The organism is Streptomyces sp. NPDC021020 (assembly GCF_044333285.1).
Lineage (GTDB): Bacteria > Actinomycetota > Actinomycetes > Streptomycetales > Streptomycetaceae > Actinacidiphila.
This window is the reverse complement of the sequence record NZ_JBIRQQ010000002.1, coordinates 629,599-642,624: the sequence shown is the minus strand read 5'-3', so window position 1 is coordinate 642,624 and position 13,026 is coordinate 629,599. Positions and strand designations below refer to the sequence as shown.

Annotated in this window: 11 protein-coding genes; 4 read left to right on the top strand and 7 right to left on the bottom strand. The window is 69.8% G+C overall.

The genetic code is table 11. The features are described 5' to 3' along the window. The first annotated feature begins 18 nt into the window (after positions 1–18). Positions 19–1,185, top strand: coding sequence for a nucleotidyltransferase family protein (locus tag ACH4SL_RS07170; protein WP_398442410.1), 1,167 nt, complete (start codon positions 19–21; stop codon positions 1,183–1,185). 30 nt (positions 1,186–1,215) lie between these two features. Here the strand turns inward: ACH4SL_RS07170 and ACH4SL_RS07165 are convergent, their stop codons facing one another. The 5 genes from ACH4SL_RS07165 to ACH4SL_RS07145 all read right to left on the bottom strand — a co-directional run bounded on the left by ACH4SL_RS07165 (position 1,216) and on the right by ACH4SL_RS07145 (position 7,709). After that, a complete protein-coding gene (locus tag ACH4SL_RS07165; protein WP_398442409.1) occupies positions 1,216–2,205 on the bottom strand; it encodes a phosphoribosylaminoimidazolesuccinocarboxamide synthase in 990 nt (329 codons plus the stop codon). A gap of 108 nt (positions 2,206–2,313) precedes the next feature. After that, on the bottom strand, positions 2,314–2,937 hold the full coding sequence (gene tmk / locus ACH4SL_RS07160; RefSeq protein WP_398442408.1) for a dTMP kinase: 624 nt from the start codon (positions 2,935–2,937) through the stop codon (positions 2,314–2,316). Next, positions 2,937–3,917: a hypothetical protein gene (locus tag ACH4SL_RS07155; RefSeq protein ID WP_398442407.1), complete on the bottom strand. Its 981-nt coding sequence runs from the start codon at positions 3,915–3,917 to the stop codon at positions 2,937–2,939. Before ACH4SL_RS07155 ends, tmk begins: the two co-directional genes overlap by 1 nt. A gap of 36 nt (positions 3,918–3,953) precedes the next feature. Then, positions 3,954–6,065, bottom strand: coding sequence for a PEP/pyruvate-binding domain-containing protein (locus ACH4SL_RS07150; RefSeq protein WP_398442406.1), 2,112 nt, complete (start codon positions 6,063–6,065; stop codon positions 3,954–3,956). Between the two features lie 819 nt (positions 6,066–6,884). Continuing rightward, a complete protein-coding gene (locus ACH4SL_RS07145) occupies positions 6,885–7,709 on the bottom strand; it encodes a hypothetical protein (protein ID WP_398442405.1) in 825 nt (274 codons plus the stop codon). A gap of 163 nt (positions 7,710–7,872) precedes the next feature. Between ACH4SL_RS07145 and ACH4SL_RS07140 the strand changes: the two genes are divergently transcribed. Continuing rightward, on the top strand, positions 7,873–9,237 hold the full coding sequence (locus ACH4SL_RS07140) for an SMI1/KNR4 family protein (RefSeq protein WP_398442404.1): 1,365 nt from the start codon (positions 7,873–7,875) through the stop codon (positions 9,235–9,237). A gap of 46 nt (positions 9,238–9,283) precedes the next feature. On the opposite strand, the gene ACH4SL_RS07135 is transcribed toward ACH4SL_RS07140, so the two are convergent. After that, positions 9,284–9,607, bottom strand: a complete 324-nt coding sequence (locus ACH4SL_RS07135; RefSeq protein WP_398442403.1) for an SCO0607 family lipoprotein — start codon at positions 9,605–9,607, stop codon at positions 9,284–9,286. A 115-nt stretch (positions 9,608–9,722) separates the two neighbouring features. Between ACH4SL_RS07135 and ACH4SL_RS07130 the strand changes: the two genes are divergently transcribed. Further along, positions 9,723–10,280, top strand: coding sequence for a hypothetical protein (locus tag ACH4SL_RS07130; protein ID WP_398442402.1), 558 nt, complete (start codon positions 9,723–9,725; stop codon positions 10,278–10,280). A gap of 178 nt (positions 10,281–10,458) precedes the next feature. On the opposite strand, the gene ACH4SL_RS07125 is transcribed toward ACH4SL_RS07130, so the two are convergent. After that, the gene (locus tag ACH4SL_RS07125; RefSeq protein ID WP_398442401.1) at positions 10,459–11,394 is read right to left on the bottom strand and encodes an aldo/keto reductase family oxidoreductase; all 936 of its coding nucleotides are present in this window, start codon (positions 11,392–11,394) and stop codon (positions 10,459–10,461) included. 297 nt (positions 11,395–11,691) lie between these two features. Between ACH4SL_RS07125 and ACH4SL_RS07120 the strand changes: the two genes are divergently transcribed. Then, positions 11,692–12,978, top strand: coding sequence for a phosphatase PAP2 family protein (locus tag ACH4SL_RS07120; RefSeq protein WP_398442702.1), 1,287 nt, complete (start codon positions 11,692–11,694; stop codon positions 12,976–12,978). Positions 12,979–13,026: the final 48 nt, after the last annotated feature.

The window sequence follows — 13,026 nt, the reverse complement described above, 5'->3', positions numbered from 1 at the left end:
CATGCGAAGGGACCTGGAGTGAACCACCACCCGGACCGCAGTCCCCTGGCCGACGAGGAGTCGCCGGTGGATGTCGCCGAACTCGAAAGGACCGACCCTGCCGCGGCGTTTCTCCTCGCTACGTGCAAGGAGCTGCTGCACCCGGCCGGGCAGCACATCGCGCTCGCCGGCCGGCTGACGTCCCGGCAATGGGCGCGCGCCTGCCTCTTGGCGTCCGGGCATCGCGTCGCCAGCCTCTGCGGGTATTTCGCCCTGCAGCAGCCCTCGTCGTTCCCCGAGAACGCCCGCAACCTGCTGCGCGCCGGATTCAGGAGCAACCGGATCGCCAACCGCGTCTACCTCGACGAACTCGTGGTGCTCGTGGACGCCTTCGCCCAGGCCGGGGTCGACGTCCGCGTCCGCAAGGGTGCGGCGATGCTCCAGAGCGTCTACCGCGACATCGGTGTGCGGGAACTCTCCGACATCGACCTGCTCATCCGGCGCGAGGACCGCGCTGCCGCGGTGGACGTCATGACCTCGCTCGGCTACAGCCAGGGCCGGCCCGCGCCGGGATACCGGACCGTTGCGCCGTTGAGCCGCGAGGCCCAGCTCTTCTGGGGCATCCACGCCTCCTCCATGGCGGCCTTCTACCGGCCGGCGCCCGACACCGTCCTGGGCCGCCTCCGGGTCGAGCTGCGCTTCGACCTGCTCGAACCGTCGGCCGGCAAACGCCTCCCGATGGACGAGTGGTTCGGGGCCGGAGCTCCCGGCGGGACCGGCCCCACGTCCTCCCCCGAGCACTTCTTTCTGGACGTCGCCGTGCACCTCTTCCGGGAAGCCACGACCCTGACCTCGATCACGATGGGCAAGGACCTCAGGCTGTCGTGGTTCCTCGACATCGCCATGCTGGTGAGCCGCCCCTCTCCGCTGCGGCCCGACCCGGACGCGCTGGCCGCCGCCGTCGACAGGCTGGACCTGCGGCACGAGGTCTTCTTCGCCCTGTGGTACGCGCACCGCCTCTTCCCGGAGAGCGTGCCGCGCGCACTGCTCGACCGGACGGCACCGGCCGGGGACCTCGGCTATCTGAGCGAGTACGGCGAGCTGGACAACCAGAAGTCGCGCTGGGAGGCGCCCTTCGTGGACCGCCTCTTCGACCTCGACAGGGACGAGCGGAGCGAGGGCAGGGCCACGGTGATCCGCTGGTGACCGCGGCCCGTCCCGGCGGTCGCGCCGCGGTCAGAAGAACTCGGGCAGCTCGGTCGCCAGCGCGCGCCGGATCCGCTCGCGCACCGGGGTCCCGGCCTCCGGGGCCCGGAACGCCAGGCCGGTGACCTGCTCGAACAGGTTGACGTACTTGTTGCTGAACTCGATCAGCGTCTCGGCCGGGATGTCGGGGATCGGCTCCCGGTAGGGGTCGCAGCGACGTGTGACCCACAGACGCAGGAATTCCTTGTCGAGGCTTTCCGGTTCCTCCCCCGCGGCGAACCGGTCGTCGTAGCTGCCGGCCAGCCAGAAGCGGCTGGAGTCGGGTGTGTGGATCTCGTCGGCGACCACGAGGGTGCCGTCCTGGTCCACGCCGAACTCGTACTTGGTGTCCACCAGGATCAACCCCTTCTCGGCGGCCACCTGTTGGCCTCGCGCGAAGAGCGCGAGGCTCACCGAGCAGAGCGCTTCCCACTGCGCGGGCGTGACGGGACGGTCGCGGAGGATCTCCGCCTCCGTGACGGGTTCGTCGTGCCCGCCGTCGAGCGGCTTCGTGGTGGGCGTGATGATCGGCCGGTCCAGCCGCTGGTTCTTGACCATCCCGTCGGGGAACGTATGGCCGTAGAGGACCCGTTCGCCCTTCTCGTAGCTCGGCCACAGGCTGGTGTTGGTCGAGCCCGTCAGGTACGAGCGCACCACGATTTCGAGCGGGAGCATGTCCAGGTCCTTGGCCAGGACGACATTGGGGTCCGGGTAGGACAGGACGTGGTTCGGGCAGATGTCCGCGGTCTCGTCGAACCAGTAGCGCGCGGTCTGGGTCAGCACCTGTCCCTTGTGGGGCACCACGCCCAGGACCTGGTCGAAGGCGGACTGCCGATCGGTCGCGATCAGCAGCCGCCGCCTGCCGGGCAGTTGGTAGGTGTCGCGGACCTTGTTGCGGCGGTAGCCGGGAAGTTCGACGAACTCCGCGTCGCGCAGGCAGTTCTCGATGAGGCGGGAGTCGCTGGTCGGCTGGGTGTTCACGTCGCTACCTCGTGGTCGTTCCGTGGTTCGGGCGTTCGGGACGGGCTCCTGGCGGGTCCTGCCGCCCGGAGCAAAGCATGTACGGATGGACGGGTGCAGGCGACGCGCCTACACCTGTTGCGTCGGCGCCGCGCCGAGCAGGGACATCGTGGTGCGGACGACGCTCCTGTGCACGTCCTCCACGTCTCCCCTGCCGTCGATGTCGAAGACCCGTTCCTCGTCGGCGAGCAGCATCCGGTAGCGGTCGAAGACCTCCCGGTGGAATTCGACGCCTTTGGCCTCGATGCGGTCCTGGGCCGTCCGCCGTACGAGCCGCTTCCGGCAGTCCTCGGGAGGCGTGTGCAGATGGAGGATGTAGTGGGCGTCCTGCGGTCCGCAGATGGTACGGCGCAGGTAGCTGATCAGCCGGCGGTCGTCCTCGCTCCTGCCCTGCATCGCCAGGATCGACAGGAAGAACCTGTCGACGACCAGGACGTCGTAGTCGCCCACCTGCTCGGACAGCTCGTCCAGCAGGGCCTGCCTGGCGGCGCTGAGGACCAGTATCTCGACCTTGTTGCTGAAGCTGTTGTCGATGAAGAGCGTGCGCAGCAGCGAGCCCGCCTCGCTGTCGAACACGTGCTTGTACAGGCTCCGGTACCCGTGCGCGGTCAGGTACTCGTTCAGCCGCTTGGCCTGCGTCGTCTTGCCGCTCCCGTCGATGCCCTCGAACACGATCCACGTCGGCTTCCTCATCAGCTCCCTGGCCCTCCAGTAGCGGTGAACGGACGGTCCCGGGAGTCCGCCTGCAGGAGCGGGACCAGCGCCTCCGCGCCTTCCTGCGAGAAGACGTCGACCTGGGCGAAACGGACGTCGAACCGCCGGCACAGGGCGTCCAGCAGCGCGTCCGCCGCGCTCAACGCCCTTCCGAAGTCGAGGGGGTCCGCACCGAAGTGGTCCGCGACGTCCTCCTTCAGCTCCCAGTTGCCGACCGATTCGGCGAAGAAGCGCAGGTTGGCCTTGGCGACGTCGGGGGGCATGGGCGCGATCACGGCCCGTCCGTCGGTGCGGTACCTCACCCACAGCACCGACCCGATGGGCGTCCAGCCGCCGTCCGCCTCGGGACCGTGCCCGCGGTCCGCCGGCAGGTAGACGTCCCGTCCGCCCTCCCGTACGCGGATGTTCGACCGGACACCGCAGACGGAGTCCCCGTCGACCAGCAGGTGCGTGTTGCCGAGGAGGCGCGCCCCCTGCCGGCACATGGCCCTCGCCATCTCGGTCTTGCCGCTCCCGCCACGGCCGAGGATCAGATGCGCCCTCCCGCCGGAGGCGACCGCGGCTCCCTTGATGTGCAGAACCCCCCGGCGAAGGGAGAAGACGGTGAGGACGTACTTGACGACCAGGCTCCAGACGATCGTTCCCGGGTCGGGATGCGCCAGCGCGAGGTTGTGCCCGTCGATGACCTTGAAGCGGGCCGGCGGGCCGAAGTGGTGCCCGCGGTAGGAGCCGCGCGACACCATGTCCTCGCGGTAGGTGCGGGGATCGTCGAAGATCTCGTCGTCCTCGTCGCACACGAACACGTTGACGATCTCCCTGTCCCCACCGGCAGGGGCGGGGACGGAGCTGATCATCTTCGTGTCCCAGGGACCCGACGAGTGGATCTTCAGCAACGCCAGCTCCAGGTCGCACCACACGATGTGGTCGAGTGCGGCAAGGTCCATCAGGGGACGCGCCATGGGGCAGGCTCGGCGAGGCGTGGGCCCCCCGGCGCATCAATAAGGCCTGACCTGGAAGATGTACAGCTCGCCATCCCTCATACCCCATTCGATCTGTACTCGGCCGGAGAACAAGCGTTCCAGCGCTGTTGCGGTCCTCGCCAGGTTCCGGAACGCGGCACGGAGCGGCTCGGACACGATCGCCGGGTACGCGCGCACGACGGCGCCGTCCTTCAGCACGTCCGCCTTGCTGATGTAGGAACTGAACGGAGTGACGTCGCCCTGCATCAGGAACCACAGGTCTCCGGCGACGTACTCGACGAGCAGGTAGTCCAGCCCGTCGAACGTGCAGGAGGACAGGACCACCCCGGACACGTCGGCGGAGATCTGCTCCTGGACGAGGACGGACATGTCCCCCTCGGGACTGCCGTACTCGCGGACCTGGGCCGCCCGCGGGGAGGAGTGGACCGCCTTGACCAGTTCCAGGACGGTCTTCCAGTCCTGCGCGTCCACGTCGACGTAGCTCTCGAAGAGCCCGGCGTAGGAGCCGCCCGCGCCGTCCTCGCTCTCGTGCGACGAGCGGATGACCAGCCGGGCGCAGTCCAGCGACGCGACCCTCGCCCGGAGCGCCTCCCGGACCTCGGGGTCGTCGATGTCCTTCAGCGCGCGGCTGGTGGCCACGAAGCCGTTCGCGACGGTGGCGGTCCGGTTGATCCGCATGAGACGCGCGGCCTTGGCGCCGACGTCCTCGGGGCCGGCGTGCCGCTCCTCGTCGAGGCCGACGAAGCGGGGTATCGGCGTGGGCGCCGGGCCGGTGCCCCCCTGCGACCTCACGATCGTCCCGAGATCGAAGTCCACGTCGATGTGGTCGTCGGTGTCGAGAGCGTCCAGCAGGCCCTCGACACTGATCATGCTGTTGATCCCGAGCTCGCGGCAGAGCACGGAGGCGTGGGAGGTGTAGCCGCCGTACTGGGTGATCAGGGCCCCGAACCTCTTCAGCTTGGGCACCAGGTGGGGCCTGAGGACGTTGGTGACGACGGCCACGTCCTCGGCGCTGCCCACCTCGTCGACGAAGCGGTCGAAACCGGTCAGCCCGGCCTCGTCCTGCTCGACCCTGCGGACCCGGTACGTCCTGGTGCCGGTGCCCACGAGCACGTCGCCGGAGAGCTGCTGCCACGACGCACCGGGTCCGCCGCGTATCTCGACGCCGTCCGGCACGGCGTCCAGGAACGCGATCTCCTCCCCGTCCAGCACGAACACCGTCGTCTCCCTGCGCCGGCCGAGCTCGGCCGGGTCGACCCGCGAGCCGTCGCGGATGAAGTCCGCGATCTCGTCGATCCGCATGTGGTCGAACTCGCCCTTGCCGATGTCGGCGACGAGATCGCGCAGGAAGGTCCTGCGGACCGTGACCTTGAACTCCTGGAACTCCTCGCGCATCTTGATCTTCAGGTACGAGAGTTCAGCGGCGCGTCGCACCAGGACCTCGGTCTCGTGGCGGAGCCCCAGAAGTGCCGAGGTGCCCTCGCTCCACTCCCGCGCGTGCCGGTAGCGGAAGTGCAGATTCTCCAGGAAGGCGTTCTCCGACCGGACGCTGCTCGGGGTCTGCCGCCCGAGGTGGTCCCGGACCTCGTCGGCCGAGATCCCGTCCGGGCTTCCGGACGACACGGTGGTCGACCGGTACCTCTCGACGAATGCCGCGACGTCGTGCGCCACGTCCTGCCCGTCGACGTACCGACGGGACATCGCCAGCAGGTCGACCGACTGCGCGTGGGTCAGCAGGTCGATGTTGTCGGTGGCGAACAGGGCGTCGCGAATGCCCTTCACCGCGAAACGCGACTCTTCCGGCAGCTCCGCGTCGACAAGAGCGAAGACGTCCGCGTAGAAGGCGTCCGTTATCACCGAGTTGTAATAGGCGATGTATTCGCACAGCAGGTCGCAGTAGAGCTGGAACCGCTCCGCCGGCCCGCGTCCGGCAAAGGCGTCACCCACACGTCGCATGCGGTGCATGACGGCACCGATCTCCGCCACGCACCGGTCGAAGGCGGCGTCGTCGCCCAGGAACCGGACAATGCCACGACGGACGCGGCTCAACTCCTCCTGCTCGAAGTAGCCCTTGTAGTAGCGACGGCTTCCCACGGACAGGTAGTAGTCGATGTCCAGTCCCGCCATGGAGCCGTGATACCGCTGCAGCGCTCGAACATTGCTCTCCTCGATCATGAGGGCCCAGCTTCCCTCGTCGAGAAGTTCGAGTTTCGTGGCGGAGGTTGCCGTACAGCCTCCGCCCGCAGAGGAATCATTGTCCATCGACGTGCCCACAGGTAGCGGAATCCTCACGGTGAATGGGTCCGAAATTCGCTTACGGAACAGGGCGGCCGCCGTTCGCAATCAGCCCCCGCGTCGAACGCATGAAACATGCTCAGGGCACCCGGAGGCGGTGTCAACCCTGAGTTGAAGTTCGGGCAACCGGAGAAGGAACGCACGACACCCTGCGCCCGCCGGCGCGCGGCACCCGGCGGGAAACCGTCCTGACACCCTCTCAACTGGTATTTCCCCACCGAACGACCGCATCAGGTGACCCCCGCGACCCTGGTCACGGCTGCCGCGAAGCCCAAGGAAAAACAATGTCATGCCAATTAATTTCCGTCACGGAAGCGTTCCCCGAAATAAGTCCCCTGCCCGATCGAGAAGCCATGTTTTCACCCGAATTGAACCGGTCGCCATATGAATGGGGGGCGAACACCGTCTGTCCGCGGCGTTGACCGGCGCCCACGCTCGCGCGTTACAGGGCGCCGATCGCCACCGCCACGACTGCTTCAACGGATAGGCCGTTTCGACAACGCAGCCTCCCGGCTTGTGCCCCGGCGCTTTTTCGCTCGGCCTGCAGCCGCTCCTTCAATCAGCCCTGGATCGCAGGCAGTGCGAATTCCTCGCTCGACCAGACCGAGTTGATGGATTCGAGATCCTTGGCCAGCGTCGGAGGGCCGCGGGCTACCGGTGGTCGGGCTCCGGGGGTGCGCCCCAGCCGTGGTGCCGCTGGGCGGCGCGCCGGACCGCGAGGCCGGTGTGCGTGAAGACGCAGCCGACGCCGATCCCCCACCGGTCGCCTTCGTAGCGGACGGCGGGATCGGCGAGGGCGGTGCCGAGGGAGTCGACACCGATCACGCTGAAGGTGTCGCTGTCGCCGTCAGGGTGGTGACGGACCTCGATCCAGCCGTCACGGACGAAGCGCAGCAGCGGCGCGATCTGCCGTTCCACCCAGGCACGCCGCCGGGCCGCGTCCAGCTCGTCCGGCGGGTCCTCCCACAGACCAAACGCTCCCGTGAGCATGGCGCCCGCGTCCCCCGCGCAGAGCAGCACCTCCCGCTCCTCGACACTCAGTTCACCCCACGTCGGAAGACCCGCCGGGTCGGCAACCGGATATGCGTCGCCGGACCAGTGCTCACGCGCGGGCTCAGGGGCGGAAAGGAAGAGGTGACGCTCGGGCCGGGTGCTCCACAGCCAGTTCGCCGGTTCGGCGAGAACCCGGCGCAGCTGAGGCCCGGTCACCGGGCGGGGAACGGCGGGGCGGTACCTCTCCCCCTCGCGGACGGCCAGCAGCCCCCGTTCCGCGAGGTCGAGAGCGGCCGCAGCCAGCCCCGGAACGACGGCCCGCTGCTCGTCGTCGGTATAGCTGCGCGGCGCCGGAGCGCCCTCGGCACCGGCCCACCGCAGCGCCGCACCGTAATCCTGGACCACTCCGGTCAGCGGGTAATCCGACAGGGCGGACCGCATGAGTGTCTGCTCGGCAATGGTCAGGGAATCCCACGAGCGCATGACGCGCATGCTCTCACCACGGACAACGCCGGCCGCAACCGCCTGCCCCGCACGATGCCCGCACCGCATTTGCCGGTCGAGCCGGTAGAGCCGGTCGAGCAGCTGGACCGGGTGTACGGGCTCGGCCGCTCGTACTGTCATCGGCTCCGCATATGGTCTGCGCATGGTTGATCAGAGCGCCCCGTTGCCGTCGGTATGCGATCTCGCGATCTGGGAGCCCGTGCTCCGGCTCACGCCGGAGGACGGCACGGAGCGGGGCGCAGGCCGGTCGGCGCGGGTGGCAGGACGCATCAGTCCCTCCGGATACAGCATCGCCCATCGGGGATCCATGCCGTCGACAGCGCGGATCGCGGTGCAGGACATACAGAGGGAGCTGGCGCGCGGCGGAGTCCGGGAAGTCGTCTTCAGGGCGGAGGTCCGGCCGGACGGACTGACCACGCTCGGCCTGGTCTGGCCGAGCCCGGCTGTGGAACCGGCTTACGGCTCGGTGAACCTGGGGGTGCTCGTCCTGGCCGACGGCTCCCTTCCCGCACCCTGGCTCCGCCGCCCCGATCCGGTGCCCGGGGCGGTACCCGCACCGTCAGCGGATCCGGAGTTGCTGGAGCGGACGCTCCGCGAACGGCTGCCCGACGCCGTCGGCGCGACGGAGGAGGAGATCGCCGCCGCCGAAGCGCGTCTCGGTGTCACGCTGTCCGACGAGCTCAGGGTGCTCTACCGGGTGGCCGGAGGGGACTGGGCTGATGACGTCGAGACGGCGATACGCGTCGACAAGGCGGTCGGCTGCGAGATCTTCGGCGTGGAGCACCTGTTCGGCATCGACGCGGCGTCCCGTTTCCCCGGCTGGGACCTCGGTGCGACGGATGCGATCCGCACCCCGCCCGACGCCGTGGTGCAGGGCCTGGCCGGCTCACCGGGCTGGATCGGCTTCGGCACCAACGGCGGCGACGTGTTCGCGGTCGACCTGACCCCCGGCCCGCGCGGGCACTTCGGGCAGATCGTCCTGCTCGGTCACACGGAGAGCCTCGGTGCCGAGCCCGTCGCCGATTCCCTCACCGATTTCGTTCTGGGCCGGCTACGGGAGGAACGCCCTGACCGCCGCGGAGCCGAGCTTCCGGCCGTGGCCGGCGTCGGCACCGGACGCCTTGCGTCGGTCCAGGCCGCCGCCCATCCCGCCCTGGAAGTCCTGTCCCTCGACGGCGGGGACGGCCCACCGTTCCATCTCGCGCCTGTCGCCGGGCTGCCCCGCCTGCGCACTCTCACCGCCATGCCCGGCGCACTGGCCGACCCCCTGGAGGTCGCCGGGCTCACCGCACTGGAGTTCCTGGCACTCGGCGTACAGGAATGGCGCGTCCTGCTGGACGCCGGAGCAGTCCCGCGCACGCTGAAAGCCGCGGCCGTCACCGTGCGGCACCAGGACCACCTGCCCGTCGTCCCCGTCGCCAACGAGATCCTGGCCCTCTGGGACCGGCCCCGGATCGCGCAAACCCTCCTCGAGGGAGACCTCGGCCCCGCGGCCGCACCGGCATGACGGCACGCGGTCGGGCCGGTGCGGGGCCCGAGGCCTCGCGGGCGGTTCACCCCTTCCGCACCTGGTCCGGGTCGGTGATGAGCCGGCCGTTCGCGTCCAACGCGTGGTCCTGCCAGTACTTGTCCCACTTGTCGTCGACGTGCTGCGGCACTTTCCCCTCGGGGTAGCGGACGCTGCCCTTGGGCGGCTGCTCCTTGTCGGGGACGCAGGAGCCACCGCCCGCGGACCCGACGGCGGCGACCGGGTATTCGTCCGAGCCGCAGATCGCGTCCCGGAGGTCGACGGAGCACGCGGCCGTCAGTGCGGCGACCGCGCTTCCCGCCAGCAGCAGGGCGAGAGTGCGGACTGGGCCGCCGGCAACCTTCTTCATGGGATCCCCCTCTTCGGTTGCCTCCGAGTCTGCCGACGGGCGGTGGCCCGCAGATCCGTACACCTACTCAGACCGGACGGAGTAGCGGCCGGCCGCAGGTGAGTATCTTCGGACCATGACCTCACCCGAGCTCAGCGATCTGGACTACCTCCGGGAGATCGAGCGTCTCGCCAACCGCGTCAGCGTGGAGGCGTCCAACGAAGGCTGGCTCTCGTACCAGGCGGACCCGGACGAGGCGACACCGCTCCAGCGCAGCGTGAACGCTCTTGCTCGGGCTCTGCGCCATTACCACTTCGAGGGTGACGGTTGCCTGGAGGAGGACCGGCCTCTTGTCCGCCTCGTCGGGGCCTCGGTGTTGAAGCCCGGGGTCATGCCGGCCGGGGTGGAGGAGGCGTACGAGGAGGTGTGCGCGCGGATCGGGGTCGACCCCAGACCGGAGGGCTGGGCCCTGTGGTACACGTGGGGCGAGGGCGACCTGAAGGTGACCATGGTGGTGTCCGCGGTCGAGACGACCGAAGGGCTGTTCCAGAACTGGGCGCGAGGGAGGGCAGTCGACCCGGCGTCGCCGCTGCCGTCCCAGGTCGCCCTCGTGCGCCAGGGCTGGATAGGACCGATCACGTTCTCGCCTCGCGGCGTCGGACGAACCGGCCGTGGCGGTCGGCCGCTGTCCTAGGCTCCTGCCCTCGGCCGGCACGCACCGGCTTCCGCCTTTCCACCGCCTCGATGTGATCCCACCCGGTCCTCGTACGCGGCGCCTTCGGGATCCCCGCCCTCCTGCTGCCCGAGGGGCAGCGGGTGACCGGGCCCACGCCCGCCGCACGCGGACGCGGCCCGGCGTCGGGCGCCCCGTCTCAGGGGACGATGTGGCCCGCGGCGCGGAACAGTTCGTACCACTCGGCGCGGGTGAGCCGCAGGTCGGAGCCCTGGGCGGCGCCTGCGACACGTTCGGGGCTGGTGGTGCCGAGCACGACCTGCATCCGGGCGGGGTGGCGGGTGATCCACGCGGTCGCGATCGCGATGGCGGGGACGTCGTACCGGGCGGCGAGGCGGTCGATGACGGCGTTCAGCTCGGGGTAGTCCGGCGAGCCGAGGAAGACACCCGTGAAGAAGCCGGCCTGGAAGGGGGACCACGCCTGGACGGTGATGTCGTTCAGCCGGCAGTAGTCGACGATCCCGCCGCCGTCGAGGGTGGCCGCCTGCTGCTCCGCGAGCATGTTCGCCGCGACGCCCTGGGCGACGATCGGCGCGTGGGTGATCGACAGCTGGAGCTGGTTGGCCACGATGGGCTGGCGCACGTACTTGCGCAGCAGGTCGATCTGACGCGGGGTGTGGTTCGAGACGCCGAAGGCGCGCACCTTGCCCGAGGACTCGAGCGCGTCGAAGGCGCGCGCGACCTCCTCCGGCTCGACGAGCGCGTCCGGGCGGTGCAGCAGCAGGATGTCGATGCGGTCGGTCCGCAGGGCCGCGAGCGAGCCCTCGACCGATTCGACGATGTGCTCGTAGGAGAAGTCGAAGTACCCACCGTCGGGCACGATCCCCGTCTTGGTCTGGATCGTGATCCCGTCGCGCTGCGACGGGGTCAGCGCCATCGCCTCGGCGAAGCGGCGCTCGCAGGCGTGCAGCTCGCCGCCGTAGATGTCGGCGTGGTCGACGAAGTCGATGCCCGCGTCGCGCCCGGCGCGGACGAGCTCCCGGACCTCCTCGTCGCTCTTGTCGGCGATACGCATCAGGCCGAGCACGACGTTCGGGGCGACGATGTCGGTACCGGGCAGGGTGAAGCTCTTCACGAGGATTTCCCTTTCAGATGTCCAGGTCTGCACAGTACAAGCGGACCGCCCCGCACCGCCGGGAGGGCTCGGCGTCCCGCGCGACCGACCCCCGTTCTACTCCCGTTCGACCCCCGGTAACATGTTCGAAATCACGGGGATCGCCCCCTTCGGCCGGCGTTCGCCGGTAAAGGCGTGCCGTTCGGCACGAGGAATGCTCCGTGCGGCCGACATCCGACAGACCAACCACAATTGATATCCAAGACATCGCGGGCAGACAGCAGAACAGTGTTCGCCACCTGGCAGCGGCCGGGTTCGGTGCTGTGGGGCACGGCAGGCGCAGTGGTCCTCGGATTCCTCGTCTCGCTGGAGATCGCCGCGCGCCACTACGGTCTGCCCGGACCTGTCACCAACCAGGCGCGTGAGGTGGTGTTCGCCCCCACCTCGGGGCCGCTGCTGTACGCCGGACTGGCGCTGATGACGGTGGTGCTCACCTGGCGGCAGCGGTTGATCGCAGTCGGCGCGGCGGTCGGCATCGACATCGTCTTCTGCCTCGTGCGCTGGGCGGTGGGCGCCGGGATGCGCTTCGGCAACGGCGCCCTGTGGGTGATCCTGAGCTGTGCGGTCATCGCCGTCACGCGCCGCGCCGGGCAGGAGCGCATCCTGCTGCTGAAGGGTGTCGGTCTCGGCCTGCTGCTGGTGACCGGCCACAAGACCGGCGACACCTGGTTGCTCATCACGTCGAAGACCCGCCCGACGGTGCTCGACCAGTACGTGGCGACCGCCGATCACGCGCTGGGCAATCCGTCGTGGCTGGTGGGCCGGGCCGTCGCGGCCACCGGTCCGGCGGGTTCCCTCCTCCTGCACGGCGTCTACGGCCAGCTCCCGCTGGCGGCGGCCGTCATCGCGCTGTACCAACTGCGCAACGTGGCGGTGGAGCGCCGTTTCCCGGGCCACCACCTGGTGCGGACGTTCCTGGTCATCGGCCTGCTCGGGCCGGCCGTCTACATGGTCTTCCCGGTGGTCGGCCCGGTCTTCGCCTTCGGCGCCGACGGCGGCCACTGGGCGGCGGCCAATCTGTGGCCGGACACGCCGACACCGGTCCGGTCCCCGCACCGGATGGTGTTCGACGGGATCACCCCGCGCAACTGCATGCCCAGCCTGCACACGGCATGGGCGACCACGATCTTCATCCACTCCCGCAAGGGTCCGCGGCTGCTGCGGGCGGCCGGCGCGTTCTGGCTGGTCGCCACGCTCGGGGCGACGCTGGGCTTCGGCTACCACTACGGCGCGGACATCGTGGCCGGTGTGGTGTTCGCGCTCACCGTGGAGACGGCGATGCGCGCGCTCGACCGCGGTTGGGACCGGCCGGCGTCGCTGCTGGTCGCCCGCGGTGCGGCGGTCTTCGTCGCGCTGCTGCTGTCCTACCGCTACCTGCCGTTGGAGATGGCCAGGCATCCGTGGGCGTTCGGACCGCTCCTCGTCCTGGCGCCGGTCTCGGTGATCCTCCCCTACGTGCGGACCACAAGGCGATGGGACCAGGGCCCCGCCGCGGAGCCGCCGCTGGAACCGCGACCGACGGAACCGCGGCCCGAACTCGTCTGAGCCGCGCCCGTGGCCGGCGTCCGGGCCCGTGGGTCCGGTGCCGGCGGG